This window comes from Actinocorallia aurantiaca (genome assembly GCF_039533685.1).
GTDB classification, from domain to species: Bacteria; Actinomycetota; Actinomycetes; order Streptosporangiales; family Streptosporangiaceae; genus Actinocorallia; species Actinocorallia aurantiaca.
The window spans coordinates 120,868-147,767 of sequence record NZ_BAAATZ010000005.1 but is presented as its reverse complement, the minus strand read 5'-3'; the positions used below and the strand labels follow the sequence as shown (position 1 = coordinate 147,767).

Here is a 26,900-nt window from a genome sequence, read left to right as displayed (position 1 = left end):
GCCCCCGCCAGCCGCGGCGCCCCGTGCCGCCCGGCCCGGTGGGCGGCGACACGCTGCGGACCATGGAGGACCTGCCGCCGATGCCACGGCGGCCCCAGCCGCGCGGGCGCAGGCTGCGCCCGGTCCCCCCGATCCCGGACCCCTCGCCGCTGCTGCCCCAGCCCCCCAACGACGAGGAGAAGTACTCCTACGTCAACCGCCACACGTGGTTCCTGAACCTCTGCATGCTCGTCTGCATGATCAGCCTGGTGATCACCGGGCTCAAGTTCCTGACGATCGGCATGCTGTGGCTGGCCGTCCCGATGCTGTTCTTCACCATCCTCAACTCGCTGCTGACCCTGAGGCTGGACCTGTTCAGCAAGGACTACGACCTCAAGCACCACAAGCAGGTCGTGGAGAACTGGCAGCCGCGCCGGTACCCGAGCGTGGACGTCTTCCTCCCGGTGTGCGGTGAGCCGATCGAGGTCGTCCACAACACGTGGACGGCCGTGCGCAAGGTCGTCGAGCACTACCCCGGCAAAGTCGTCCCCTACGTCCTCGACGACGGCGCCAGCCCCGAGCTGGCCGCGATGGCCGCCGACTTCGGGTTCCGCTACGGCTCGCGGCCCAACCAGGGCTGGTACAAGAAGGCCGGCAACCTGCAGTTCGGCTTCCACAGCTCCGACGGCGACTTCATCCTGCTCCTGGACGCCGACTTCGCCCCCCGGCACGACATCCTCAACGAGGTCCTGCCGCTCATGGACGACGAGCCCGACGTCGGCATCGTCCAGACGCCGCAGTTCTTCCGGGTGCTGGACCACCAGACCTGGGTCGAGCGCGGCGCGGGCGTCACCCAGGAGTTCTTCTACCGCTCGGTCCAGGTGTCGCGGCAGATCCGCAACGGCTCGATCTGCGTCGGCAGCTGCGCGGTGTACCGCCGCTCGGCCCTCGACGAGAACAACGGCACCACGCTCATCGAGCACTCCGAGGACATCCACACCGGCTTCGACCTGCTGGGCCTGGGCTGGAAGACGAAGTACCTGCCGATCGCGCTGTCGGCCGGCGTCTGCCCCGACAACGTCGGCGCCTTCCACAACCAGCAGTACCGCTGGTGCATGGGCTCCTTCTCGCTGCTGGGCGCCAAGAAGTTCTGGCAGTCCTCGCTGCCCTTCTCCACCAAGCTGTCCTTCGCCTCGGGCATGGTCTACTACCTGCACACGGCGCTGTTCATCTTCGTCGCGCCGCTGATGACGATCCTCATGCTGATCGTCGCGCCCGAGCTGCTGAACATCGGCTACCTGCCGTGGCTGCTGCCCAGCCTGATCTACTCCACGATCATCTTCCCCCTGTGGCACCGCGCGACGTTCCGGCTGGAGGCCTTCTCCGCCGCCCTCATGCAGGGCTGGGCGCACGTGTTCGCGATCTGGGACATGGTGCGCGGCCGCGAGATGGGCTGGAAGCCGTCGGGCTCCAGCGGCGTCAAGAAGAACAAGATGCGCCGGGTCGTCGGCGCCTACTTCGTCTGGGGCGGCGGCTGCGCCGTGATCTGGCTGGGCCTGGCGGGCTGGCGCATGGCGACCATGTACCCGCCGGACGTGGCCATCGCACTGGCCGGCGCCCTGTTCTACGCCCTCGTGCTGGGGCGCGTGCTGGTGGAGCCGCGCGAGTTCCTGGTGGAGGAGGACTGATGAGAGCCTCACGCGGCCTGAAGGCCGCCGCCCTGCTGCTGGCCGGTTCCCTGGGCCTGGCGGCCTGCGGCGACCCCTCGCTGAACCGCAACGGCTACAAGGTCGCCCAGGAGATGGAGGACCTCGAGGCGATCAAGCCCGTGGACATCCGCAAGCTCATCTGGCCGGACAAGGACTACCTCGGGCTGGCCTACGACAGCACGATCACCTCGGGTATGGAACGGGCCCAGAAGTTCGGCGAGCGGGCCGACAAGCCGCACAACCTCCTGAAGTACTTCGAGGAGTTCGGCGCCACCTTCAACACCGCCGAGAACACGAAGCTCTGGGAAGAGGGCTTCCTGCCGTTCGTCGACGTCGAGCCGATGGACGGCACGCTCAAGGAGTTCGCCGCCGGCCACTTCGACAACGAGCTCAGGTCCTATGCCCTGCAGGTGAAGAAGGCCAACATCCCCCTCGCCTACTCCTTCGGCCACGAGATGAACGGCTGGTGGTACCCGTGGGGGTACTGCAGCAAGAAAGGCAAGGAGACCAACAGCGGCGAGGCCAAGACCGGTGAGAACCTGGGCCGGGCCTGCGTCGGAAAGTCCGAGGACAACAAGCCGGAGGACTTCGTCGCGGCATGGCAGCACGTTCACGACATCTTCGTCGACATGGGCGTGGGGAACGTGATCTGGGTGTGGAGCCCGAACACGGCCAAGGCCGATGACATCCCCCCGCTGGAGGAGTTCTACCCGGGAGACCAGTACGTCGACTGGATCGGTGTCAGCGGTTACATGAACGAGGACACGGACCCGAACTCGCCTCTCTTCAAGAGGAATGACAAGGCCTTCTCGGAGGTGTTCAGCGATCTCTTCACCGAGCTCAAGACGTTCACCAAGAAGCCGATCATCGTCGCGGAGACGGGTTCGACCGCCACCATCCGCAAGCAGTGGGACATCGTGTCCATGATCAAGGCCAGCGCCAAACGCCAGGACCTGCTGGGGTACGTCTGGTTCAACATCGAGAAGGAAGAGTTCGGCAAGAAGATCGACTTCCGCCTCGACGCAAGACCAGACTCGTTGAAGATGTACCGCAATATCTTCAATAGCCCCAAATGGGACGCGAAGTTCGGATTCGACCCTAAGCAGCTGACCAATGACGACTGAGACGAGCTTCGACATCCGCCCGGCGCAGGAAGAGGAAGCGGAGCAGCCGAACCGGTACCGGTCGAACGTCCGTCCCGCGCCCTACCGGATCCCGGCGGCCCCCCCGATCGCCTGGGCCGCGGGCAACAGCGCCCGCCGGGCGTGGGTGAGCCGCCTGCTCCTGGCGTGCCTGCTGATCCTGCAGGCCGTGCTGACGCTGCGGCTGCGCAACTCCGCCTCGCCCCTCGAGCTGAACGTGCTGCCCGACTACCGGTTCGGCGGGGACTTCACCGGCGGCTCGTCGCTGTACCCCTCGATCGCCCAGGCGCTGGAGAACGGCCTGGGGCTGCAGGGCGTGCGGTTCCTGAGCATGCTCTTCATGGTCTGCGCCACCGGGCTGCTCTACTCCTGGAGCACCAGGCTGTTCAACGAGCGGGTGGGCCTGGTCGCCGCCGGCGCGTTCGCGGTGATCGCGCCGACCCAGGTGCTGGGCGCGCTGGCCACCGAGGACGCCCTGGCGCTCTTCCTGCTGGCCCTGGCGACCTGGCTGGTGGTGCTCAGCCGCAGCGGCCCGTTCTGGCCCGCCGTCGCCGCCGCGCCGGTCGCGCTGCTCGCGGTGGTGGTGAAGTACGGAGCGCTGTTCTACCTGCCGTGGATCGTGCTGCTGGTGGTCCTGGTCTCGCTGCGGCACACCGCGGCGGCCCAGGCCGCGCTCCGGGCGCTGCCTCTCGGGCTGGCCTTCCTGGGCGCCGCCGGGTACTACGCGACCGCGGGGGCGAGCGCCCCCGAGGCGCAGCCGCTGACGGACCTCCTCCAGGGCTGGCTGAACTGGATCGGGATCTTCACGGCCTTCGCCCTGCTCGGCGTGGTGATGTACACCCGCCGCGCCCGGATGGGGGAGGTGCCCAACGGCGCCACCCCGGACCCCAGCCCGGTGTGGCGGCTGCTGCTCGGCGTCACCATGGTCCTGCCCGCCCTGCTGGCGCCGTTCTTCCTGATGGCGGCCCCGACCTTCGGGACGCTGTGGCGCCCGCAGTTCGCCTTCGGCGCGCTGCTCGCCGCCACGATGGTGGGCGTCGGCCTGGTCCGGCTGGTCGGAGCGCACTTCCACTTCCCGAACCTGGGCATCGCCGCGGCCGTCGCGCTGCTGTCCCTGGGCATGACCCAGTCGGAGTACGAGTACACCCTGTGGCCCAGCTACGAGAACGTGGCGAAGGTCGTGGACACCCAGATGAACGCCGAGGGCCGCTACCTCGCCTCCGACCCGGGGACCTTCAACTTCTACATGGAGAACTACCGGGCGTCGCAGTGGAACGCGACGAAGGACCTCAAGGGCGGAGCCGACGGAGTCGCGGTGGTCCTGCGCAAGCGCACCTACGACCTGATCGTCCTACAGACCCCCGCCGGTTCGGCCACCGACAAGAAGCTGCTCGAAGAGCTGCAGGACGGCACCGGCAACTACCGGATGCTGACCGGGCAGCCCTTCCGTCTCGGCTGGGCCGGAGGAAGCCACCAGCTCTGGATTCCAGACCTGGCGCATCCGGTTAAGTAACTATCCCCCCACTTGGAGCAAAACCTGTCATGACGTCAATTCGACCCCTGCTGGCACTGGCCCTCCCGGCGGTCCTGGCGGCCGGCTGCGCCGCCGGCTCCACCACCGAGGCCGCTCCGAAGAAGCCCACGTACACGATCGACAAGGAGGCCGACGGCAGGGACGTCTACACCGAGGAAGCCCCCCAGCCCCTGCCCATCGAGACCGAGCCCGCCGGTCCCGAGGCCGCGGCCCCCTCGTCCGAGCCGGTCACCGGTCCGGCGGGCGACATGGAGGAGGACACCGACTCCGACCGGTCCAGGCCGACCGGCACCAGCGGCACCAGCGGCGGCAAGATCGTCTACAACATGAAGCCGCCGAAGGGCTACAAGCGCTACAACGCCCCCGGCGCCTACAACGTCACCAAGCTGATCTACCCCCGGCGGGAGATCTTCGGCGTCTTCACCGACCAGCAGCGCAACCAGGTCGCGGACCGCACCGCGCTGGGCAAGAAGGTCGGCATGCAGCCGAACATGATCAAGAGTTTCTACGACTGGAACAACGGCTTCGACCCCAACTGGGCGAGGCAGATCTGGGCGGCGGGCGCCATCCCGCAGTACGAGCTCGAGATGCAGGACCCCAACGTCGCGACCATCGCCGAGGTGGCCAGGGGGCAGCACGACGAGTACATCCGCAACCTGGCCAAGGGCATCCGCCAGGCCAACGTGCCGGTCGTCTTCAGCCCTTGGCACGAGTTCAACGGCGACTGGTACCCGTGGGGCTTCTGCGGGTCGGCCTCCAAGGCGAACTCCAACGCCTGCCAGGTGAAGAACAAGGCGGGCGACTTCAGGAACGCCTGGCGCCGCATGCACAACATCTTCAAGGCCGAGGGCGCCACGAACGCCATCTGGCTCTGGCAGGCCAACCAGATCGGGGCCCGGCCGAAGGTGGGCCTGAAGCAGTTCTACCCCGGCAACTCCTATGTGGACTGGCTCGGCGTGGTCGGTTACTACTACGGCGAGAAGGGCTGGTACCACACGTTCGACAGCATCTTCATGCCGACGATCAAGCACTTCAAGAAGTTCTCCAACAAGCCGATCTTCATCCCCGAGATGGGCATGGACAACTACAACCGCCCGAAGGACATCCACAACTTCCTGTACGGCGTGGCGAAGCGTTCGGACGTCATCGGCTTCCTGTGGTTCAACTACAACAAGCCGTCCGAGATAGACTTCCGCATCGAGAGGAACGCCGCCTCGACCCGCGCCTTCAAGAAGTACATCCACAAGGCGGCCTTCGGCTTCAACCCCAAGTCGCCGGTGAAGAACCGGTACAACGCCAAGACGCACAAGTAACCCCCGCCAGGTGAGGAGAGGCCGGACATGAGCGCCCCCGAACCGCTCGGGCGTGTGGTCGTGGTGATCCCGACCTACAACGAGCGGCTCAACCTCCCGCTGATCGTGCGGCGGGTGCGGGCGGCGACGCCCGAGGCCGACGTGCTGGTCGTCGACGACAACAGCCCGGACGGCACCGGGGAACTGGCCGACTCACTGGCGTCCGAGGACGAGCGGGTGCACGTGCTGCACCGCACGGCCAAGGACGGGCTGGGCGCGGCGTACCTCGCCGGGTTCCGCTGGTCCCTGGACCGCGGCTACGACGTCATCGTGGAGATGGACGCCGACGGCTCACACCGGCCGGAGGAACTGTCCCGCCTCCTCGACGCGCTGCACGACGCGGACCTGTCCATAGGTTCGCGCTGGGTGCGCGGCGGCGAAGTGCGCAACTGGCCGCTGTCCCGCGAGGTGCTCTCTCGCGGCGGCAACACCTACGCCAGGCTCATGCTCGGGATCCACCTGCACGACGCCACCGCGGGCTATCGTGCTTTCCGGCGTACCGCACTGGAGAAGATCGGGCTGGACACGGTCGACTCCCACGGGTACTGCTTCCAGATCGACATGGCGTTGCGGGCCATCCGTGCCGGCCTGCACGTCGTGGAGGTCCCCATCACCTTCGTCGAGCGCGAGCTCGGCGTCAGCAAGATGAACGGCAACATCGTGGCCGAGGCGATGTGGCGGGTGACCCGGTGGGGCGTCCGCGACAGGATCGGCCCGAAGGGCCGCCCCTAGGGCGCACCCCCTTCCAAATCCCCCCGCCCCGACCATCCCACCCGATCGGCCTGGAGGCCTGATGCAGTTCCGGTACGCAGTGGCGACAGCCCTTCCGCTCGCGCTCATCGCGGGGTGCTCGTCGACCGGAGGCCCGGTGAGCGGCTCCGAGACGCCGCCCGCCGTGGAGACCCATGCGGAGGAGCACAAGACGGGGCAGACCGGCGGTCAGGACTACCGCAAGCCCAAGGGCGACTACCTCGGCATCTACGTCGAGGGCAAGTACAAGAACAAGCCCGCCCAGCAGGCGAAGCTCTTCAAGAAGAGCGTGGGGCGCAAGCCGAACATCGCCAAGTACTTCCACGCCTGGCCCGCGACCTTCCCGACGGCCTGGGCGAAGGCCGCCTACAAGGCCGGCGCGCTGCCGCAGCTGGAGATCGAGCCGCACGGCGTCGGCGCGATCGAGGACATCGCCGCGGGCAAGAGCGACGACGTCATCCGCGCGTACGCCCAGGCGGTCAAGGCCGCCAAGATGCCGATCTCGATCAGCTTCGCGCACGAGATGAACGGCTACTGGTACGACTGGGGCACCAAGAACACCAAGCCGAAGACGTTCGTGAAGGCCTGGCGCCACATGCACGACCTCTTCGAGGAGGAGGGCGCCACCGACGTCAAGTGGCTGTGGACGCCCAACGTCGTCTACCCGATGCCGAAGGTCAAGCTCAAGCAGTACTACCCGGGCAACTCCTACGTGGACTGGGTGGGTGTGATCGGCTACTACCGCAAGAACCAGAAGACCCCCACGTTCAAGTGGATCTTCGAGCCGACGATCAAGCAGATCAAGAAGTTCTCCAAGAAGCCGATCCTGCTGGCCGAGACGGGCGTCCAGACCGGACCGGGCCGTGACAAGAAGATCACGGAGCTGATGACGACGTCCGCGAAGCGCAAGGACATCATCGGCGTCATCTGGTTCAACATGGACAAGCGGAAGGCTGAGAAGGCGGATTACCGTCTGGAAGCCAACAAGTCGTCGCTGAAGACGTTCCGGTCCCTCGTCACCAAGTACTCTTTCGGTCGCCCCTAACGTCCGAGAGAAAATGACCACATGACCGAGCTGCTGCGGCTGGACAACCCGATCCGCGCCTATGACTGGGGTTCACGCGACGTCCTGGCCAGGCTGCTCGGCAGGTCCGTACCCAGTGCCGGACCCGAGGCCGAGCTGTGGATCGGCGCGCATCCCGGCGACCCTTCGCGGGTCGCCGGGGAGGGCTCCCTGCTGGAGCGCATCGACCGGGAGCCCGAGCACATGCTGGGCTCGGGCCGCGTCCGGCTGCCCTTCCTGCTGAAGGTGCTGGCGGTCGACGCCCCGCTGTCGCTGCAGGTGCACCCGGACGCCGAGCAGGCGGCCGAGGGGTTCGCGCGCGAGGAGTCCTGCGGGCTCCCGGCGGGCGACCCCAAACGCTGCTACCACGACGACTGGCCGAAACCGGAACTCATCTACGCGGTCACCGATTTCGAGGCGCTGTGCGGGTTCCGTCCGGGCGCGGAGTCGGCGGCGGCGCTGCGCGAGCTGGGCGGCGGCCGGCTGGAGCGGGTGGCGCGGGCGGTGGAGTCAGGCGGCCCGCGCGAGGCCCTGGAGCTGCTGGCGAACTGGCCGGCGGACGACCGCGGACCCCTCGTCGGCGAGGTGGTCCCGGGCGGCGGCTGGATGAAACTGCTGGCCGACCGCTACCCGCAGGACCCGGGAGTGGTCACCGCGCTGCTGCTCAACCGGGTGGTGCTCCGCCCCGGGCAGGCGCTGTTCGCCAGGCCCCGCACCATCCACGCCTACCTGCGGGGAACGGGCGTCGAGATCATGGCCAGCTCCGACAACGTGCTGCGCGGCGGGCTGACGCCCAAGCACATCGACCTGCCGGAGCTGCTGGCCGTCACCGACTTCACAGCCGGCCTGCCCGAACTGGTCTCCCCGGTGCCCCTGTCGGGGGGAGAGGACCTCTATCCGGCTCCGGTGGACCAGTTCCAGTTCACCCGGCTGCGCCCCGCCCCGGTGGTGGAGGTGGCCGAGCCGGGCCCCGGGGCGCTGCTGTGCCTGGAAGGCGAGCTGGTGGTCGAGCGCGGCCCGTGCCGGGAACGCCTGCGCAGCGGGGAGGCGCTCTTCATCCCGCACCGGGGCGGCGCGTTGCGGGTCACCGGGGACGGGCTGGGCTTCAGGGCCGCGGTGCCGTGTTGAACGAAAAGTTTTAAAAATCTGTGTCCATTTCGTTATCTATTGCATTCGGGACACGTTCCCGGGGGGTTCCGGGGTCCTCTGTCAGGCCGCTGGTAACATCCGCTGCATTGATAAATCCGGCACCAGGAGACTCCTGCGTGTGGCTCATCTGCCGAACATCCACGCCTTTCGCGTGGCGCGCGGAACCGTGACGGCGGTCACATTCTGAGAACCGGATCAAAATATTCGCCCATTCACGACAACCAAGGGCCCTCTTCGCGCATCCAATGCGGCGTGGCGCTTTTTGGTTCTGAAGGGCATGGAGCGTCGGTTGGGATCCACGGTCGATCGAAGGGGGTAGCCGACTTTGCGTTCGCACGTCGGCGAGCATCCGGTCCGCAAGGCGGCCGGACCTGACGTCACGCCGTGGGCCGGTACATGCCCTTCACCGTCCCCCGGGCGCGCGCCCCGTCCGCTGCCGCCCTGTTCCATGTCTGGTGATGAGTTTTGACACGCAACAAGATCATCGCGATCGCCGTCGCGGGAATCGTGGCCGTCGCCGTCGTCATCGGCGGCGTCCTCCTGTTCCGCGGCGGTGACGACTCCGGCCCCGCCGACGCCAAGAAGCCGGCCGAGATAGAGGACGTGCCGTCGGAGCGGCTCCCCGGGGAGACCGAGACGGCGGAGCCCGAGCCGCTCGCCCCCGAGGTGACGATGACGACTCCCGCTCCGTCCTCCGCGGATCCCTCGCCCGGTCTCGCCGCCGCGACGGTGCCCGAAAACGTCGACGGGTGTGATCACGCCTACGGCGCCACCATATGCGTTCCCTGGTCCTTCCCCGCGGGCGTCGACTCGCAGAAGGAGAAGTGCGCCTGGCTCAAGCAGCGCGGCTTCACCTATCTGCCGGTCCCCAATCGCGACCGGCATGGACTCGACCCGGACAAGAACAAGCTCGCTTGCGATAACTGAATGTGTTGTTGGGGGTTCAACCAATGAAGTTTCAGCGCTCCAAGGCCACAGCGGTGCTGTGCGCCTCCGTCCTGGGAGCGACCGTCCTCCCCGGCATGGCCTCGTCGGCCATGGCCGCACCGACCGCAAAAGTGCAGAACCCGGGGTTCGAGAAGGTCTCGGGAGGCTTCCCCTCCTGCTGGACCCGGTTCACCGTGGGAAAGAACACCGGCACCATCGCCGCGGCGAACGACGGCCGGAGCAAGCGCGGCGTCGCCGTGAACATCACCCAGTACGCCGGCGGCGCCAAGGCCGTGGTGCAGAAGCCGGGTTGCGCGCTCAAGGTCCAGGCCGGCAAGCGCTACGACCTGGAGCTGTCGTACAAGAGCACCTCCGGCAAGGTCGCCGTGATGCTCTTCCGGCAGAAGGCGAACGGCAAGTGGGTCAAGTGGAAGTACATGCCCTACCTGCCGGCCTCGAGGAAGTACCGGCTCGGGGTCGCCCGCACCCCCGTCGTGCCCCAGGGCACCAGGGCCGTGCGGTTCGCCATGGGCCTGGCCGGCAACGGCAGGCTGGTGACGGACAACTACAAGTTCAAGCTCGCCAGCGGCAAGGCGCGCTGCGTGGGCCCGGAGTGCACCAAGGGCCACTGGGTCGTGAACGACTTCGGCAACGGGGGCGTGCGCGCGATCCACAGCGTGATGCTGCACAACGGCAAGGTGCTGCTCATCGCCGGCTCCGGCAACGGCGCCGGCCGGTTCAACCGCGGTGAGTTCGTCACCTGGCTGTACAACCCGAAGAACAACAAGTTCAAGAGAATTCCGACGCCGTACGACATGTTCTGCGCCGGCCACGTGCAGCTCCCCGACGGCCGGGTGCTCGTCATGAGCGGCACCGAGGAGTACGCGCAGTACGAGTGGAACGCCCAGACCCAGCAGACCATCGAGACCATGGGCTGGATCGGGTCGAAGAAGTCCTACATCTTCAATCCCAAGACCGAGCGGTACACCAGGGCCAACGACCTGAACGACGGCCACTGGTACCCGTCGGCGACGATCCTGGGCAACGGCGACGTCTACTCCGTCGGCGGCTACGCGGCCGAGCGCAACGCGGGCGGCGGCAACAAGGTCTCGCTGGTGGCCGAGCGCTTCTCCTGGAAGAAGGGCCGCTGGCTGCCCGCCGGCCAGATCGCCCAGCCGAAGATCAACTGGGCCACCTACCCGTCCCTGGTCCTCACCGGCACCGGTCAGCTGTTCTACAACGGCAGCAGCGTGTTCGGCCACCCGGTGAACGGGAACGGCACGCTGCGCGGTCCGGGCTTCTTCAACCCGAACTCCGGCGCGTGGAGGGCCCTGCCCGGCAACGGCAACCTGCGCAAGCCCGCGGCGCGTGACATGTCGGCGGCGCTGATGCTGCCCCCGGCGCAGGACCAGCGGGTCATGATCCTCGGCGGCAAGAACTTCGCCGGCGACCCCAACACCCCCGAGGGCGCGAACGCGATCCGCGACACCGACGTCATCGACCTGAAGAAGGGGATGGGGGCCCGCTACCAGGCCGGTCCGGACCTCAACCAGGGCCCGGTGAACATGGGCGGGCAGGCCGCGGGGACCGAGCAGTTCGTGGCCCAGAAGGGCACCGCCGGCAAGACGTACGTGTCGGCGGTCATCCTGCCCGACGGCACGGTCTTCGAGACCGGCGGTTCGCAGACGGCGCGGTTCGAGCACGTGCACGAGGCCTCGATCCTCAACCCGCGCAACAAGAGGCCGTCCCAGATGAAGTGGAAGAGGGTCGCGGCCGACCCGGTGTCGCGGACCTACCACAGCACCGCGGTCCTGCTGGACGACGGCCGGGTCCTGACGGCCGGCAGCAACCCCGGCAACCTGGGCGCGGACGGCGACAGCTACTACGACACCCGCATCTCGATCTACTACCCGCCGTACATGTACAAGGACAACGCCGCCCGGCCGGCGATCACCTCGCTGCCGAAGAAGAACGGCAAGAAGCTGGGCTGGAGCTACGGCTCCAAGCCGGTGATCAAGGCCAACAGCCGGGTCGTCCGGGCGTCGCTGGTGCGGCCGGTCGCGGTGACCCACTCCTCCGACCCCAACCAGCGGTCGGTGGACCTGCCGGTCAAGTCCCTGGGCGGCGGCCGGTACCAGCTGGGCGTGACCAAGAACCCGAACATGGCTCCTCCCGGCTGGTACATGCTCAACATCGTCGACGGTTCGGGCATCCCGTCCGCGGCTCAGTGGATACACCTCGGCTAAACCCTTGCAAAACGGTCATTAGTTGACCTAAAGCGCCATTCATGCATTACGCATGAATGGCGCTTTTCTATTTCTGATAAGTAGCGTGCCATCCGATTATTCGCTGGTAATGAGTTTTGACCGGCATGACGGGGATCAGTATTGAATCAAGGTCGCTTGCGATGACCGACCGTCTGGGGGAGTGAGCAATGAGGTTCCGACGCTCCAGGGTGTCCGCCGTCCTGGGCGCCTCGCTGCTGGGGACGACCGTCCTGCCGGATCTTTCGGCCCGCGAGCTGTCCGAGCCGGTGTCGAGGCTCCGGAATCCCGGGTTCGAGAAGCTCACGGGCGGGTTCCCCGCCTGCTGGACCCGGCTGTCCAACGGCCGGAGCCGCGGGGCGGTCCGGTCGGTGAGCGAAGGCCGCCGGGGCGGCCGCGCGGTGGAGGTGAGGACCACCGGGCACGTCCGGGGGCTCGTGGCCGTCGTGCAGAAGCCGGACTGCGCCATCAAGGTCCGGCCGGGCGGACGCTACGACCTGGAACTGTCGTACAAGAGCACTTCCGGCAAGGCCTCGGTGGCGTTGTTCCGGCAGAAGGCCGGCGGCCGGTGGGCGCGGTGGCACACCTTCCCGTTCCTGCCGGGCTCGAAGAAGTACCGGAAGGCGTCCGTCCGCACGCCCGCCGTACCCGAGGGCACGACGGCGATCCGGTTCGCCGTGGGTCTCCGAGGAAAGGGCACGCTGGTCACCGACGACCACGAGATCCGCCCGGTCCGGGGGAGGGCCCGGTGCTCCGGACCCGAATGCACCAGGGGGCACTGGACCGTCCGCGACTTCGGCCGCGGCGGTGTGCGGGCGGTCCACAGCGTGCTGCTGCACAACGGCAAGGTGCTGCTCATCGCGGGCTCCGGCAACAGCGTGAAGCGCTTCAAGCGCGGCCGGTTCGTCACGAAGGTCTACGACCCGAAGAGGAACCGGTTCACCAACGTCCCCACCCCGTACGACATGTTCTGCGCCGGGCACGTGCAGCTCCCCGACGGCAGGGTGCTGGTCGTCAGCGGCACCGCCGCGTACGCCAAGAACGAGGAGGGCCGGACCACCACCGGCTGGACCGGGTCGAAGAAGTCCTACGTCTTCGATCCCGGGACCGAGCGGTACACCAAGGTCGACGACCTGAACGACGGCCACTGGTACCCGTCGGCGACGGCTCTGGGCAACGGTGACGTCTACTCGGTGGGAGGCTACTCGGCGACCCTCGCCGACGACGGCGCGAACAAGGTCTCGACGGTGGCCGAAAGGTTCTCCTGGCGGGAGGGCCGCTGGCTGGACCGGGACGAGGTGGCCCAGCCGGGCATCAACTGGTCGACCTACCCGTCGCTCATCCTCGCCGGGAACGGGCGGCTGTTCTACACCGGCACCAGCGTCTTCGGCCATCCGGTGAACGCGGACGGCTCCTTCCGCGGCCCTGGCTTCCTGGACCCGGACACGGGCGGCTGGCGGGCGCTGGGGGGCGGCGGCGGGCTGCGCTCTCCGAAGGCCCGGGACATGTCGGCGAGCGTGCTGCTGCCCCCGGCGCAGGACCAGCGGGTCATGGTCGCCGGCGGCAAGAACTTCTCCGCCACGGGCAAGTACGCGATCCGCCAGACCGACATCATCGACCTGAAGAAGGGCATGGACGCCCGGTACCAGGCGGGTCCGAACCTGCCGCGAGGCAGGGTCAACATGGGAGGGGTGGAGGCGGGGCGGCAGAAGTTCGTCCCGCAGCCCGCCAAGGCGGGCAAGACGTACGTGTCGGCGGTGATCCTGCCCGACGGCACCGTCTTCGAGACCGGAGGCTCCCAGCGGGTGCGCCTGGAACACGTCCACGAGGCCTCGATCCTGGATCCGCGGGGCAGGAAGCCGTCCCGGATGAAGTGGAAGCGGGTGGCGGCCGACCCGGTGTCGCGGACCTACCACAACACCGCCCTGCTGCTGCCGGACGGCCGGGTCCTGGCGGTCGGCAGCAATCCCGGCAACGCGGGTCCGGACGGGGACAGCTACTTCGACACCCGCATCTCCCTCTACAACCCGCCGTACCTGTACAAGGACGGCGGCGCCCGGCCGAGGATCACCTCGGTGCCCAAGGGCTGGTCCTACGGCTCCCGGCCGGTGATCACCACCGACGCCGCGATCACGGGGGCGGCCCTGGTGCGCCCGGCGGCGGTCACCCACTCCTCCGACCCCAACCAGCGCCTGGTCAGACTCCCGGTGAGCCCGCTGGGCGGAGGAAGGTACCGGCTGGCGATGGACCGGCGGCCCGCGATGGCCCCGCCCGGCTGGTACATGCTGTTCGTCACCACCAAGGGCGGCGTCCCCTCGCCGGCCCGGTGGGTGCATGTGAGCTGAGACTCAACGGTTACCCCACAGGACGAACTCCGTATACCGGAGGGGTGTCCAATCGACATGGCGTTTTTGTTTCTGAAGAGCAGAAAGCCACCGGTGGGGATTCTTCTGCCAGATGAGACGCCGGTGGCCGCCATACGGTTCGGGTGTGGGGAGTGCCGCGCATGAAGTTCGACCGCTCCAGGACGGCCGCCGTCCTGTGCGCGTCCATGGTCGGAGTGACGGCCCTGCCGGGGCTCTCCTCGTCCGCCATGGCCGCGCCCACCGGCAAGGTGCAGAACCCGGGGTTCGAGAAGGTCTCGGGAGGCTTCCCCTCCTGCTGGACCCGTTACTCCACCGGGAAGAACACCGGGACGGTCACCGTCGTGAACGACGGGCGGGGCGGCAGGCGGGCCGTCGCGGTGAGGATCACCCAGCGGGCCGGCGGCTCCAAGGCGGTCGTGCAGACGCCGGGCTGCGCGCTGAAGGTCCAGCCGGGCAAGCGCTACGACCTGCAACTGTCGTACAAGAGCACTTCCGGCAAGGCCGCGGTGACGCTGTTCCGGCAGAAGGCGAACGGCAAGTGGGTGAAATGGCACGCCCAGCCCCACCTGCCTTCCTCGAAGAAGTACCGGCTCGCGGTCGCCCGCACCCCCATCGTGCCCAAGGGGACCAAGGCCGTGCGGTTCGCCATGGCGCTGGAGGACACCGGCACTCTGGTGACGGACGACTACAAGTTCAAGCTCGCCGCCGGCAAGGCCCGGTGCGCGGGCTCGGAGTGCACCAAGGGCCACTGGATCGTGCACGACTTCGGCAACGGCGGCGTGCGCGCCATGCACAGCGTGATGCTGCACAGCGGCAAGGTGCTGCTCATCGCCGGATCGGGCAACGGCACCAACCGGTTCGACCGCGGTGAGTTCAGGACGTGGTTGTACAACCCGAAGAACAACACGTTCAAGAACATCCCCACGCCGTACGACATGTTCTGCGCCGGCCACGTGCAGCTGCCGGACGGCCGGGTGCTGGTCGTCAGCGGCACCGAGGACTACTCCGACTACAGCGGCCCCCAGGAGACCGGCTGGATCGGGTCGAAGAAGTCCTACGTCTTCAATCCCAAGACCGAGCGGTACACCAGGGCCAACGACCTGAACGACGGCCACTGGTACCCGTCGGCGACGATCCTGGGCAACGGCGACGTCTACTCCGTCGGCGGCTACGCCGGATACCGCAACAACGGGAACGTGGTCTCGCCGGTGGCCGAGCGCTTCTCCTGGAAGCAGGGCCGCTGGCTGCCCGCCGGCCAGGTCGCCCAGCCGAACATCAACTGGGCCACCTACCCGTCGCTGGTCCTCGCTCAGGACGGGCGCCTGTTCTACAACGGCAGCAGCGTCTTCAGCCACCCGGTGAACGCGGACGGCTCGCTGCGCGGTCCCGGCTTCCTCAACCCGAACACCGGCGCGTGGGGAGCCCTGCCCGGCAACGGCGGGCTGCGCGCGCCCCAGGCCCGGGACATGTCGGCGGGAGTGCTGCTGCCGCCCGCGCAGGACCAGCGGGTCATGGTCGTCGGCGGGAAGAACTTCGGCGTCGGCGACTACGCGATCCGCTACACCGACATCATCGACCTGAAGTCGGGGAACCCGCGCTACCAGGCGGGCCCGAACCTGCCGAACAACGGGCGGGTCAACGTGGGCGGGGTGGCCGCGGGCCAGGAGGTGTTCGTCCCGCAGCCCGCCCAGGCGGGCAAGACGTACGTGTCGGCGGTGATCCTGCCCGACGGCACCGTCTTCGAGACCGGCGGCTCGCAGGGCAACCGGGCGGACCACGTCCACGAGGCGTCGATCCTGGACCCGAAGAACAAGAAGCCGTCCCAGATGAAGTGGAAGTCCATGACGGCCGACCCGGTGTCGCGGACGTACCACAACAGCGCGGTCCTGCTGGACGACGGCCGGGTCCTGGCCATGGGCAGCAACCCCGCCAACTTCGGCGGCGACGGGGACAGCTACTTCGACACCCGCATCTCCATCTACAACCCGCCCTACCTGTACAAGGACGGCGGTGCCGGGCCGCGGATCACCTCGGTGCCCAAGGGCTGGTCCTACGGCTCCAAGCCGGTGATCACCACCGACGCCCGGATCACCAGGGCCTCACTGGTCCGCCCGGTCGCGGTCACCCACTCCTCCGACCCCAACCAGCGCCTGGTCGACGTCCCGGTGAAGTCCCTGGGCGGCGGCAGGTACCGCCTCCAGATGGACAAGCGCCCCAACATCGCGCCGCCCGGCTGGTACATGCTCTACGTCACGACCTCCTCGGGGGTCCCCTCGCCCGCCCGGTGGGTCCACGTGGGCTGACCCTCCGCGGTCAGCGGCGGCCGGTGCGGCGCCACCAGAAGGCGGACGCGGCGACGCCGGCGACGACCGGCAGCGCCAGCAGCAGGAAGCGGACCGGCTCGGGCGTCTCCTTCTCGTCCGACGCGGCGGGGGTGGCGCTCGAGCCGTCGTCGGCCGGAGACTGCGCCTCGGAGGACGAGGACGGGGTGCCGGACGGCGTGCCGTTCCGGTCCGGCAGGGGGACGCCCTCCAGGCCCGGGGTCGGCTGGGCGGCGGGGCCGACGTCCAGGGAGAACTCGTTGGTGCGCAGGCCGGTGCCGTTCCTGGTCACCTCGAAGCCGGCCTGCACCCTGCACAGGTAGGCCTCCCTGCTCTGGTAGCCGCGGGCGGCGGCGTCGTCGGCGAAGGGCTTGAGGGCGAAGTTCTCGATCCGGGTGGTCGACTCGCGCATGTCGTAGATGAGGCCGACCTGCCCGGTGGGGCCGGTGAACTTGTAAAGGTCGTAGACCCGGTCGCCGACCTGGACGCCGTCGGCGACCTTCCAGCCGGGGGAGGGGTCGATGCCGGGGCTGGTCAGCCAGATCATGATCTCCAGCGCCCCGCCGTTGGCCACGATGTGCGGGGTGGTGGAGCGGCAGGCCCCCTGGTCCGGGTGGTACCAGATGTCGTAGGAGGCGTTGTAGTCGCCCTCGGCCAGGGTGATGTCCCAGGTCGTCCGGATGTCCTGAGGCGAGTCGACGCGCAGCGGCAGCCGCTCCTCGGCGATCGAGGTCCCGATGTTGGGGTAGGCGCCGGGCGGGGCCCCGTTCTGCAGCGTGCCCCAGTCGAGGGAGCTGCGGCTGACCGTCCAGGAGGTGCCCTCCCCGTAGGTGACGCAGATCTCTCCGTGGGAGTTCCACCGGTTCGCCTGGACGGCGTAGCCCCCCGCCACGAAACCCGGCTCACCGGTGTTGCAGCGTTCCTCGAGCGCCCGCGCCCCGGCGTCCGACGCCGTCACCACCGAAGAGAGCAGCACCGCTCCCGTCACCACTCCCAGCAGGCTTCTCAACCGTCTTTCCCCTCCCCGAGATCCCCCATCGAAGCACATCTCACCTGCGGGAGCAGTGCGGATCACAGCTTCCTCGTTTCGTTAACGCCGGGGAAATCTGCTACGTTTCAAACATGCTGTATGGCCTGCTCCTCCTTAGCGGCCGCGACGGGGCCTAAAAGGCCGGCTTCCTCGTCGCGGTGCTGAGTGTCGCCTGTCGGCCGCGAGAGACTCACCACTCGGACCCAGGAGCAGGGGAAAACCCATGAACGACCAGAAGCCCAGCGGCATGCCCTTCGGCAGGTACCAGCCCTTCCAGCAGATCAAGCTGAGTGATCGTACCTGGCCGGACAAGGTGATCACCCAGGCGCCGCGCTGGTGCGCGGTGGACCTGCGCGACGGCAACCAGGCCCTGATCGACCCGATGGACGCCCAGCGCAAGCTGAAGATGTTCGAGCTGCTGGTCCAGATGGGCTACAAAGAGATCGAGGTCGGCTTCCCGGCGGCCAGCCAGACCGACTACGACTTCGTACGCAAGATCATCGAAGAGGGCCGGATCCCCGACGACGTGGTGATCCAGGTGCTGACCCAGGCCCGCCCCGAGCTGATCCAGCGCACCTTCGAGTCGCTGGAGGGCGCCGAGCAGGCGATCGTCCACCTGTACAACTCCACCTCCACGCTGCAGCGCCGGGTGGTGTTCGGACAGGACAAGGAGGGCATCACCGCCATCGCGGTCGAGGGTGCCAAGCTGTGCAAGAAGCTGGCGGCCGAGACCGAGACCGAGATCTTCTTCGAGTACTCGCCGGAGTCGTTCACCGGAACCGAGCTGGAGTACGCGGTCGAGGTCTGCAACGCGGTCAACGACGTGTGGCGGCCCACCCCCGACTGGAAGGTCATCGTCAACCTGCCGGCGACGGTGGAGATGGCGACCCCGAACATCTACGCCGACCAGATCGAGTGGATGAACCGGAACCTGGAGCACCGCGACTCCGTCATCCTGTCGCTGCACCCGCACAACGACCGGGGCACCGCGGTGGCCGCCGCCGAGCTGGGCTACATGGCGGGCGCGGACCGCATCGAGGGCTGCCTGTTCGGCAACGGCGAGCGCACCGGCAACGTGTGCCTGGTCACCCTGGGCCTGAACCTGTTCACCCAGGGCGTCGACCCCGAGATCGACTTCTCCGACATCGACGAGATCCGGCGGACCGTCGAGTACTGCACCCAGCTGCCCGTGCACGAGCGGCACCCCTACGGCGGCGACCTGGTCTACACCGCCTTCTCCGGCTCCCACCAGGACGCCATCAAGAAGGGCTTCGACCACCTGGAGCGCGACGCCGCGGCGGCGGGCGTCGGCGTGGAGGAGTTCACCTGGCAGGTGCCCTACCTGCCGATCGACCCCAAGGACGTGGGCCGCAGCTACGAGGCCGTGATCCGGGTCAACAGCCAGTCCGGCAAGGGCGGCGTCGCCTACATCATGAAGACCGAGCACTTCCTGGACCTGCCGCGCAAGCTGCAGATCGACTTCTCCCGGGTGGTGCAGGAGCACACCGACAGCGAGGGCGGCGAGGTCGTCGCCGAGGAGATCTGGAAGATCTTCGAGCGGGAGTACCTGTCGGGCGGCCCGCGCATCGGGCTGCTGGCCCACCGCACCTCCTCCCGGGTCGACGAGAAGGACCTGATCACCTGCGACGTGCGGATCGACGGCGAGATCCGCGAGATCCAGGGCATCGGCAACGGCCCGATCAGCGCCTTCGTCGACGCGCTGGCCCCGGTCGGCGTCGAGGTCAAGGTGATGGACTACCACGAGCACGCGATGAGCTCCGGCGGCGACGCCAAGGCCGCCGCCTACGTCGAGTGCCAGGTCGACGGCAAGGTCCTGTGGGGCGTGGGCGTCGACGCCAACATCGTCACCGCGTCCCTGAAGGCCGTGCTGTCCGCGGTGAACCGCGCGGCGAAGTAGTCTCCGGGAACGCGCGAAGGCCCCGGGTGAGGATCTCTCACCCGGGGCCTTCTCTCTGCTCGGACCGCGCCCTTCTCAACCCAGGAGCGAGGCGCCGTAGGCCACGCCCCACAGGGCGCCCAGGGAGAGGATGACCCGGTCGCCCAGCAGGACGTCCTCGGGCGCGCCGCCCTCGCCCCGGTCGACGACCAGCGCGTAGCGCAGCACTGCCAGGGTCATCGGCACGATGGAGATCATCCGCCAGGTGGCGGTGTCGGGGTCGTCGGACTCCAGCGCCCACAGGCAGTACGACAGCGTCATGAGGGCGGCGGCGCCCTGCCAGACGAACCGCAGGTAGCTCTCGCTGTACTCGCTGAGCAGCTTGCGGGTGTGCTGCGCCTGGTCGCCCAGTGAGGCCAGTTCAGAGGAGCGCTTGGCGGCGACCACGAACAGGGAGCCGAACCCGACGGTGATGAGGAACCACTGGGAGGGGGCGACCAGGGAGGCCGCGCCGCCCGCGATGCCGCGCAGCAGGAAACCGGAGGCCACCACCGCGATGTCCATCACGGCCACGTGCTTCAGGTGCACGCAGTAGAGGATCTGGACGACCGAGTAGACGAGCAGGACCAGAGCCGTCGACCCGTTCAGCAGCAGCGCCGCCAGGAGCGGCGGCACCAGGGACAGCCCGATCCCCAGCCCGTAGGCGACCTTCAACGGGACGATCCCGGCGGCGATCGGGCGCCGGCACTTGTCGGGGTGGGCCCGGTCGGCCTTGACGTCCAGGGCGTCGTTCAGGAAGTAGATGCCGGAGGCCGCCATGCTGAAGAGTACGAAGACGAAGAGGGTCCGGCCGGCCACCCCCGCTTCGAAGATCCTGCCGCCGGCCACGGGTGCGGCGATCACCAGGACGTTCTTGGTCCACTGCTTGGGCCGCGCGGTGCGCAGCAGGCCCTTCCAGAGGCGGGGGTCCGCTGCGGCGGGGGGGATGAGTCGTTCTGTCTGTCCGAGCAAGGTGGGGCGGCCCAAGGCGGGGGTCCTTTTCTTCAGGGTCAGCGCAGGTTTTCGGGCTTGAACCGGTAGAGCCGGGTGTCGGGCTTCTCACCGTTCTGCGGGATGACGCCGTACACGGGGGTGACGAAGGCGAAGGCGGGGTCGTTCTCGACGAGGTCCCGGACGGGGTCCCAGGCGGGAGCGAGGTCGATGAGGACGTGGTCGGCCTGGTGCGCGCGCAGCTGCCGGACCAGGTCGGGCAGGTCGCGGGGAGGCTGGACGACCACCAGGTCTCGCTGCAGGTGGGCGCCCCGCAACGGCATGATCAGGGCTTGGACGTTGCCCTCGACCAGGGCGATGGTGCTGCCGTCGGGGACGGGGTCGAGCTGGCGGAACTCCGTCCACGGCCAGACCCGCTGCGCCCGGTCGGGGGCGAGGCTCAGGGAGAGCAGTTTGAGCACGGGGGTGCCGCCGTGCTCGGCCACGGTCTTCTCGTCTTCGGCCAGGCCGGTGTTGATGGGAATGTGCAGGTGTCCGAGCACGGCGGAGAAGGCCACGCAGCAGACCAGGGCGAACTGGACGGCTCCATCGAGGGCGCGGGCGGGGGCCCGCCTTCCCTCGCCCAGCCTGCTCATGAACAGGACGCAGAAGACCAGCAGGCAGCCGTAGCCGAGCAGGACGTACCGGCCCCACCAGGGGGCGGGGCTGGGACCGAAGGAGACGGCGACGCCCAGCAGGAGCAGGAGCCCGGCCCCGATCCCCAGCCGCCGCCGGGCGCGGAGGAGCCACACCAGCAGGCCCAGGAGGGCGCCCGGCAGGACGATGAGGAGCCAGGACATGCCCAGGCCGCCCAGCCGGATGTCGTAGATGGGGGTCGTGAAGTCGTTGAACGGCTGGGTCCAGGAGGTCCACAGCTGCTCGGTCAGCGGCATCTTGCGGAGTTCCTCGGGGACGTTGGCCCCCATGACGATCTCCTGGACGGTACCTCTGCCCTCGAATCCGACCATGGTGATCGGGTAGAAGGGGTTGTCGTAGTTCAGCCAGGTCCGCAGGTACCAGTAGGCGCCGACGGCGACGACCGGCAGCACCAGCAGCGGGGCCGCGCGCACGAAGACGCCGAATCCCAGCCGGTGCCGCCGGGCGAGCCAGCTCACGGCGACGAGCGCGGCGAGGCCCACCACGCCCAGCACCGCCAGGTTGCTGCTCTTGGATCCGGCCGCCGCGCCCAGCGCGGCCCCCAGCGTCAGCATCCTGCGGGTGACCATGACGCGGGGGGTTCCCGAGAGCCGGGCGGCGCCGGGCAGCATGGCCAGGACGTGCAGGGCGGCCAGCGCGAACGCGGCGCTCTGCACGTCCACATAGAAGGTGTGGGCCTGGGCGAAGACGGCTGGGGTGAGCAGGAAGACGAATCCGGCCATGACCGAGAAGCCGCGTCCCGCGCCGACCCGCCGGGCGAGTCCCGCGATCGCGACGGCCGCCAGCAGGTAGCCGGGCAGCAGGAAGAGCAGGCTGTACTCGGCGGAGCCGAGGAAGACCATGGGCCAGCCGGCCACGGACTCGATGCCCATCGGATAGGTGTCGGCCCAGATGACCTCGGTGGCGCGGCCCACGGAACCGCTCTGCGCCCACTGGGCGGGGGCGGTCGTGTGGTAGCTCAGGCCGTCCCAGTCGGTGGGGGGGAGCCGCAGGCCCAGCCAGCCGCGCAGCGCGTAGGCGGTGAGCGTCAGCAGGGCGAGGACGCCGGTGACGGGGTGGCCGCCCCAGCCGCGGAAGGAGCGGCGGATCCAGACCGTCATACGTCGGCCGAAGACGCCGGGCCGGCGGCGCAGCTCGACGCCGGCGCACAGCAGTCCGGCGCCCGCCAGCACGCCGGACCCGCAGGCCAGCGGGATCGGCTGGTAGTAGCGCAGGAGCGCGCCCACCACGATGGTGATGAGCATGAATCCGGCGAGGGCGAAGGTCAGGAAGGTGACCAGGGCCTCGGCGGCCCGGACCGGGCGGGTCCAGACGGTGAGTCCGAATGCTCCGGTCAGGACGAGGAAAGTCGCCGCGACCAGCAGCAGTGCCTCCGCCATACCTCAGATTCCCCGTTAGTTTTCGGATACGTTACGTAATAGTTCGCTATATGGGACAGGAGAGTATCCGATGATGGCAGATCTTGCGGTGCATTGCTGATGTATGGGGGATTTGCTCTACCATCGTGCGGGTGCGTCGTTACCGGAAGTTGATCGGTGAGCTGGCCCGATTCGGCAGCGTGGGGGTCCTGTGCGTGGCGGTGAACGTCGCCCTGTACAACCTGCTGTGCCATGTGGGAATCGGGTCGCTGACCTCGAACGCCCTGGCGATGGTCGTCTCGACGAGCGTCGGTTATGTGGCTAACCGTTACTGGACATTCCGCGAGAGCGACGAGAGCGGGATGACCCGGGAATACGTTCTTTTCTTCGTTCTCAACGGGGTCGGATTCGTGATAACCGAGGCCGTCCTGTGGTCGGCGCACCTTGCGGGGTTCCACGGCAGGCTGACGTCGAACGCGGCGCTGCTGCTGGGCATCGGGCTGGCGACGGTTTTCCGCTACTGGGGCTACAAGCGCTGGGTATTTCGTGAAAGCACGGCGCAAGAGCCGGTGAAGATCGGGTGAACCCCGTGGTCAGGGCCTGATGGCACGAAGCCCCGGTGATCTTCCCCGGGGCTTCGTGCGGTGGCGGTGCTAACCCTTGAGCAGGTGGCCGACGAGCTCCCGCAGCGGCCCGGTCAGCTGGGACTCGCCGACGGTCACCGTCCTGCCGCCCAGGTCGATCTCGTAGACGAAACCGTCGTCCGCCCGGCGCTCCTCGCGCCTGGGAGGGAGCGATTCCAGCTCGCTCCGGGAGACCAGGGCCTCCAGTGCGGGGTCCTCGGCGGTGTCGGCCTCCGCCCGCCGTTCGATTCCGGCGAATCCACCCGAACGCACTACCTTCACCCTCATATTGGGACGCCTACCCCGTTCCAGGCATCGAGTACCGCCTGCCGTTCGGTGCTCTCCGCCCCGTAGCGGGTGCCCGCGAGCTCGGCGGTGGCCGCCGCGAAACCCGCGAAGTCCGTGTCGGGGTAGAGGAGGTCGCTGGTGAGGGTGTCGTACCAGATCCGGCCGGCGCGCTCCCAGGAGTACCCGCCCAGCGAGGCGGACAGCAGGTGGAAGGCGCGGTTGGGGATGCCGGAGTTGATGTGGACGCCTCCGTTGTCCCGGGAGGTGCGCACGTAGCCGTCCATGTGGCCGGGCTGCGGGTCCTTCCCGAGCTCGGGATCGTCGTAGGCGGTGCCCGGCTCCTTCAAGGAGCGCAGCGCCCTGCCCTGGACGGCCGGGCCGAACAGCCCTTCGCCGATCAGCCAGTCGGCCTCCGCGGCGGTCTGGCCCAGGTGGAACTGCTTGACCATCGAGCCCATGACGTCGGACACCGACTCGTTGAGCGCGCCGGACTGCCCGTAGTAGGCGAGGTTCGCGGTGTACTGGGTGATGCCGTGGGCCAGCTCGTGGGCGGTGACGTCCAGCGGCCCGGTGAAGGACAGGAACAGCCGCCCGTCCCCGTCCCCGTAGACCATCTGCTCGCCGTTCCAGAAGGCGTTGTCGTAGTCGACCCCGTAGTGGACGGTGGAGACCATCTCCAGCCCCGCGTTGTCGATCGAGTTGTGGTCGTAGACGTCCTCGAAGAAGCGGAAGGCGACCCCGAGCCAGTCGTAGGCCTCGTCGGCGGCCTTGTCGCCGGTGGGCTCGCCGCCCTCGCTCCGGACGGTCAGGCCGGGCAGCTCCTCCCGGCGACGCGCGTCCTTGACCGTGCGCCGGGGCTCGTCGCGGGTCCCGTTGCCCGCGCGCCGGAACGGGACCAGTTCCCGTTCGGTGCGCTGGGAGGCGTCGAGGACGAGCGTGCGGACGGCCCTGGCCCTCGTCTCGGGGTCCGTGCTGTTCGCGACGACCCGCTCGAGGAGGTGCGGAGGAACGATCGTGCATCTCATGGCGCTCATCGTGTCACTCTGCGTGCCGGTCGGACAGGACATCCTCTCGGTGGTTCAGCGCCTTTGCACACCGGGGCGTGCGGGACAATGGAGGGGTGACGGTCTACCGCGACGAAGGCATCGTGCTGCGCACCCAGAAGCTGGGTGAGGCGGACCGGATCATCACCGTGCTGACCCGGCGCACCGGGCGGATCCGGGCGGTGGCCAAGGGCGTCCGCAAGACGAAGTCGAAGTTCGGCGCCCGGCTGGAGCCGTTCACCCACGTGGACCTCCAGCTGTACGAGCGCCGCTCGCTGGACCTGATCACCCAGGCCGAGACGCTGCGGCCGTACGGGGAGCCCCTGGTCAGCGACTACCCGCGCTACACCGCGGGCACGGCCATGCTGGAGACCGCCGAGAAGCTCACCGCGGAGGAGGGGGAGCCCGCGTTGCGCCAGTTCCTGCTGCTGGTCGGCGGCCTGCGCACGCTGTGCGAGCGGACCCACGAGTCCCGGCTGGTGCTGGACGCCTTCCTGCTGCGCTCGCTGTCCGTGGCGGGCTGGGCCCCCGCTTTGGACGAGTGCGCTCGCTGCGGAGGCCGGGCCGGGATCCGCGGTTTCGCCATCCCGGCGGGCGGCGCGATCTGCCTGGCCTGCCGGGTTCCCGGCTCGGCCACCCCCGCTCCCGAGACGTTCACGCTGATGCTGGCGCTGCTGCGCGGCGAATGGGCCGTCGCCGACGCCAGCGAGGACAGGCACCGCGTAGAGTGCAGCGGCCTCGTTGCCGCGTATCTGCAGTGGCATCTCGAACACGGGATCCGTTCACTGCGCCACGTCGAGAGGAGCAAGAGTGAAGTTCCGCGCACCGGACCCGCACCCGAGTGGGGCCAAGCCACCGGAACTGCCCCGTGAGCTGATCCCCAGGCACGTCGCCATCGTCATGGACGGCAACGGGCGGTGGGCCAAGGAGCGCGGCCTGCCCCGCACCCAGGGGCACGAGAAGGGGGAGTTCTCGCTCTTCGACGTGATCGAGGGCGCGATCGAGCTGGGCGTCCCCTACCTGTCGACGTACGCGTTCTCCACCGAGAACTGGCGGCGCTCGCCCGAGGAGGTCCGCTTCCTCATGGGCTTCAACCGGGACGTGATCAGGCGGCGCCGCGACCAGCTCAACGAGATGGGCGTCCGGGTCGTGTGGGCGGGGCGCAAGCCCAAGCTGTGGCGGTCGGTGATCAGCGAGCTGGAGGACGCCGAGCGGATGACCGTCCGCAACGACGTGCTGACCCTGCAGTTCTGCGTCAACTACGGCGGCCGGGCCGAGCTGGCGGACGCGATGGCGCAGATCGGCCGGGACGTGAAGGCCGGGAAGATCAATCCGGACAAGATCACCGAGAAGACGATAGCCAAATACCTGTACCAGCCGCAGGTGCCGGACGTGGACCTCTTCCTGCGCCCGTCGGGGGAGCAGCGCACGTCCAATTTCCTGCTGTGGCAGTCGGCCTACGCGGAGATGGTGTTCCAGGACACGCTCTGGCCCGATTTCGACCGGCGCCACTTCTGGTACGCCTGCGAGGTCTTCGCCAGCCGCGACCGGCGTTACGGCGGGGCGGTGCCCAACCCCGTACCGGCGAATTGACCGCAAGGCGGGGTTTGGTGAGGAACTGAGTGGGAAGTGTCATAGGTTCCTTGTAAGGTGCCGAATCATGAGCTACCCCCCGCAGTACGGCCCCCAGGGGCAACCGCCCTACCAGCCCGGGCCGCCGCAGGGCCCGGGCTACCCGCAGCAGGGCCCGGGCTACCCGCCGGCTGCGGGTTATCCGCAGGCTCCCGGCCACCCCCAGACCCCGCCGCCTTTCGGGGCGCCGCAGCCTCCGCCGGGCAACGTCTTCGCGCCGCCTCCTCCGGGCCCGCGGAAGAACAACAAGGGTCCCCTCGTCGGCTGCCTCGGCGTGGTCGCGGTGGTGGTGATCTTCATCGCGATCAGGGTGGTCGGCAACATCGCGAGCGACGGCGTCTCCAAGGGGATCGAAGCGATCGACGACCCCGACCGGACCACCAGCGGTGAGATCACCGACCAGGGCAACCTGGACCCGCTGAAGCTGCAGGTCGGCGACTGCTACCACAACAGCATCTCCAGCGTGGACACCACCGAGACGGTCCGCAGCATCGACGCGATCCCCTGCACGGACCGCCACAACGCCCAGGTCTTCAGCGAGACCACGATGAGCGGCGTCTACCCGACGGCCACGCAGTTCGTCGACAAGTGCACCGAGCAGGCCAAGAGCTGGGCGGGCCGCTACGGCTCGGCCTACCAGGCCCTGGAGCAGCGCGACCCGAACTTCTCGGTGTCGGCGTTCTTCCCGCTGATCGGGCAGTGGAGCACCACCGGCGCCAACCGGATCACCTGCAGCCTGGTGAGCTCCACCGGAGACCTGGGCGCCAAACTGCCCACCCTCTGAGCC

General features: G+C 68.5%; 21 protein-coding genes. 16 read left to right on the top strand and 5 right to left on the bottom strand.

All coding sequences use genetic code 11. The features are described 5' to 3' along the window. The 11 genes from ABD327_RS06825 to ABD327_RS06775 all read left to right on the top strand — a co-directional run. Positions 1-1,667, top strand: a 1,667-nt coding sequence (locus tag ABD327_RS06825; protein ID WP_344449332.1) for a glycosyltransferase family 2 protein, incomplete at its 5' end; no start/stop codon positions are given. Continuing rightward, a complete protein-coding gene (locus ABD327_RS06820) occupies positions 1,667-2,812 on the top strand; it encodes a glycoside hydrolase family 26 protein (protein ID WP_344449331.1) in 1,146 nt (381 codons plus the stop codon). The genes ABD327_RS06825 and ABD327_RS06820, both read left to right, overlap by 1 nt. After that, positions 2,802-4,343 carry a glycosyltransferase family 39 protein gene (locus ABD327_RS06815; RefSeq protein WP_344449330.1) on the top strand — a complete coding sequence of 514 codons (1,542 nt, stop codon included), beginning with the start codon at positions 2,802-2,804 and terminating at the stop codon, positions 4,341-4,343. Before ABD327_RS06820 ends, ABD327_RS06815 begins: the two co-directional genes overlap by 11 nt. A gap of 29 nt (positions 4,344-4,372) precedes the next feature. Further along, entirely contained in the window at positions 4,373-5,677 is a 1,305-nt protein-coding gene (locus tag ABD327_RS06810; RefSeq protein ID WP_344449329.1) for a glycoside hydrolase family 26 protein, read from the top strand. Between the two features lie 27 nt (positions 5,678-5,704). Further along, positions 5,705-6,448: a polyprenol monophosphomannose synthase gene (locus ABD327_RS06805; protein ID WP_344449328.1), complete on the top strand. Its 744-nt coding sequence runs from the start codon at positions 5,705-5,707 to the stop codon at positions 6,446-6,448. A gap of 61 nt (positions 6,449-6,509) precedes the next feature. Further along, positions 6,510-7,511 carry a glycoside hydrolase family 26 protein gene (locus tag ABD327_RS06800; protein ID WP_344449327.1) on the top strand — a complete coding sequence of 334 codons (1,002 nt, stop codon included), beginning with the start codon at positions 6,510-6,512 and terminating at the stop codon, positions 7,509-7,511. Positions 7,512-7,532: 21 nt separating this feature from the next. Further along, positions 7,533-8,657 (top strand): mannose-6-phosphate isomerase, class I, encoded by a 1,125-nt coding sequence (gene manA, locus ABD327_RS06795; RefSeq protein ID WP_344449326.1) that lies wholly within the window; start codon positions 7,533-7,535, stop codon positions 8,655-8,657. 486 nt (positions 8,658-9,143) lie between these two features. Then, positions 9,144-9,605 (top strand): hypothetical protein, encoded by a 462-nt coding sequence (locus ABD327_RS06790; protein ID WP_344449325.1) that lies wholly within the window; start codon positions 9,144-9,146, stop codon positions 9,603-9,605. Between the two features lie 23 nt (positions 9,606-9,628). Beyond that, positions 9,629-11,851: a galactose oxidase early set domain-containing protein gene (locus ABD327_RS06785; RefSeq protein ID WP_344449324.1), complete on the top strand. Its 2,223-nt coding sequence runs from the start codon at positions 9,629-9,631 to the stop codon at positions 11,849-11,851. Between the two features lie 188 nt (positions 11,852-12,039). Further along, positions 12,040-14,214, top strand: a complete 2,175-nt coding sequence (locus ABD327_RS06780; protein ID WP_344449323.1) for a galactose oxidase early set domain-containing protein — start codon at positions 12,040-12,042, stop codon at positions 14,212-14,214. 161 nt (positions 14,215-14,375) lie between these two features. Continuing rightward, positions 14,376-16,538, top strand: coding sequence for a galactose oxidase early set domain-containing protein (locus ABD327_RS06775; RefSeq protein WP_344449322.1), 2,163 nt, complete (start codon positions 14,376-14,378; stop codon positions 16,536-16,538). 10 nt (positions 16,539-16,548) lie between these two features. Here ABD327_RS06775 and ABD327_RS06770 read toward each other — a convergent pair whose 3' ends face one another. After that, positions 16,549-17,565: a GH12 family glycosyl hydrolase domain-containing protein gene (locus ABD327_RS06770; RefSeq protein ID WP_344449321.1), complete on the bottom strand. Its 1,017-nt coding sequence runs from the start codon at positions 17,563-17,565 to the stop codon at positions 16,549-16,551. A gap of 244 nt (positions 17,566-17,809) precedes the next feature. On the opposite strand from ABD327_RS06770, the gene leuA reads away from it, so the two are divergent. Continuing rightward, positions 17,810-19,504: a 2-isopropylmalate synthase gene (gene leuA / locus ABD327_RS06765; protein ID WP_344449320.1), complete on the top strand. Its 1,695-nt coding sequence runs from the start codon at positions 17,810-17,812 to the stop codon at positions 19,502-19,504. A 75-nt stretch (positions 19,505-19,579) separates the two neighbouring features. Here leuA and ABD327_RS06760 read toward each other — a convergent pair whose 3' ends face one another. Beyond that, positions 19,580-20,509: a decaprenyl-phosphate phosphoribosyltransferase gene (locus tag ABD327_RS06760; protein ID WP_344449319.1), complete on the bottom strand. Its 930-nt coding sequence runs from the start codon at positions 20,507-20,509 to the stop codon at positions 19,580-19,582. Positions 20,510-20,532: 23 nt separating this feature from the next. Next, a complete protein-coding gene (locus ABD327_RS06755) occupies positions 20,533-22,548 on the bottom strand; it encodes a hypothetical protein (protein ID WP_344449318.1) in 2,016 nt (671 codons plus the stop codon). 131 nt (positions 22,549-22,679) lie between these two features. Between ABD327_RS06755 and ABD327_RS06750 the strand changes: the two genes are divergently transcribed. Continuing rightward, positions 22,680-23,111, top strand: coding sequence for a GtrA family protein (locus ABD327_RS06750; protein ID WP_344449317.1), 432 nt, complete (start codon positions 22,680-22,682; stop codon positions 23,109-23,111). Between the two features lie 69 nt (positions 23,112-23,180). Here the strand turns inward: ABD327_RS06750 and ABD327_RS06745 are convergent, their stop codons facing one another. Next, positions 23,181-23,438, bottom strand: a complete 258-nt coding sequence (locus tag ABD327_RS06745; RefSeq protein WP_344449316.1) for a protealysin inhibitor emfourin — start codon at positions 23,436-23,438, stop codon at positions 23,181-23,183. Then, positions 23,435-24,472 carry a M4 family metallopeptidase gene (locus ABD327_RS06740; RefSeq protein WP_344449315.1) on the bottom strand — a complete coding sequence of 346 codons (1,038 nt, stop codon included), beginning with the start codon at positions 24,470-24,472 and terminating at the stop codon, positions 23,435-23,437. The genes ABD327_RS06745 and ABD327_RS06740 overlap by 4 nt, the downstream gene beginning before the upstream one ends. Positions 24,473-24,558: 86 nt before the next feature. Here ABD327_RS06740 and recO point away from each other — a divergent pair, with 86 nt between their 5' ends. The 3 genes from recO to ABD327_RS06725 all read left to right on the top strand — a co-directional run bounded on the left by recO (position 24,559) and on the right by ABD327_RS06725 (position 26,897). Next, complete coding sequence (recO, locus tag ABD327_RS06735; protein WP_344449314.1) at positions 24,559-25,353, top strand: DNA repair protein RecO; 795 nt, start codon at positions 24,559-24,561, stop codon at positions 25,351-25,353. Beyond that, on the top strand, positions 25,292-26,074 hold the full coding sequence (locus ABD327_RS06730) for an isoprenyl transferase (protein WP_344449313.1): 783 nt from the start codon (positions 25,292-25,294) through the stop codon (positions 26,072-26,074). Before recO ends, ABD327_RS06730 begins: the two co-directional genes overlap by 62 nt. 67 nt (positions 26,075-26,141) lie before the next feature. Further along, positions 26,142-26,897: a hypothetical protein gene (locus ABD327_RS06725; protein WP_344449312.1), complete on the top strand. Its 756-nt coding sequence runs from the start codon at positions 26,142-26,144 to the stop codon at positions 26,895-26,897. Positions 26,898-26,900 lie beyond the last annotated feature (3 nt).

What these genes read in the sequence shown, in the direction of transcription:
- ABD327_RS06820 (WP_344449331.1), top strand. Translation starts at nt 1,667, where the DNA reads ATGAGAGCCTCACGCGGCCTGAAGGCCGCCGCCCTGCTGCTGGCCGGT.
- ABD327_RS06815 (WP_344449330.1), top strand. Translation starts at nt 2,802, where the DNA reads ATGACGACTGAGACGAGCTTCGACATCCGCCCGGCGCAGGAAGAGGAA.
- ABD327_RS06810 (WP_344449329.1), top strand. Translation starts at nt 4,373, where the DNA reads ATGACGTCAATTCGACCCCTGCTGGCACTGGCCCTCCCGGCGGTCCTG.
- ABD327_RS06805 (WP_344449328.1), top strand. Translation starts at nt 5,705, where the DNA reads ATGAGCGCCCCCGAACCGCTCGGGCGTGTGGTCGTGGTGATCCCGACC.
- ABD327_RS06800 (WP_344449327.1), top strand. Translation starts at nt 6,510, where the DNA reads ATGCAGTTCCGGTACGCAGTGGCGACAGCCCTTCCGCTCGCGCTCATC.
- manA (WP_344449326.1), top strand. Translation starts at nt 7,533, where the DNA reads ATGACCGAGCTGCTGCGGCTGGACAACCCGATCCGCGCCTATGACTGG.
- ABD327_RS06785 (WP_344449324.1), top strand. Translation starts at nt 9,629, where the DNA reads ATGAAGTTTCAGCGCTCCAAGGCCACAGCGGTGCTGTGCGCCTCCGTC.
- ABD327_RS06780 (WP_344449323.1), top strand. Translation starts at nt 12,040, where the DNA reads ATGAGGTTCCGACGCTCCAGGGTGTCCGCCGTCCTGGGCGCCTCGCTG.
- ABD327_RS06775 (WP_344449322.1), top strand. Translation starts at nt 14,376, where the DNA reads ATGAAGTTCGACCGCTCCAGGACGGCCGCCGTCCTGTGCGCGTCCATG.
- leuA (WP_344449320.1), top strand. Translation starts at nt 17,810, where the DNA reads ATGAACGACCAGAAGCCCAGCGGCATGCCCTTCGGCAGGTACCAGCCC.
- ABD327_RS06755 (WP_344449318.1), bottom strand. Translation starts at nt 22,548, where the DNA reads ATGGCGGAGGCACTGCTGCTGGTCGCGGCGACTTTCCTCGTCCTGACC.
- ABD327_RS06745 (WP_344449316.1), bottom strand. Translation starts at nt 23,438, where the DNA reads ATGAGGGTGAAGGTAGTGCGTTCGGGTGGATTCGCCGGAATCGAACGG.
- ABD327_RS06740 (WP_344449315.1), bottom strand. Translation starts at nt 24,472, where the DNA reads ATGAGCGCCATGAGATGCACGATCGTTCCTCCGCACCTCCTCGAGCGG.
- ABD327_RS06725 (WP_344449312.1), top strand. Translation starts at nt 26,142, where the DNA reads ATGAGCTACCCCCCGCAGTACGGCCCCCAGGGGCAACCGCCCTACCAG.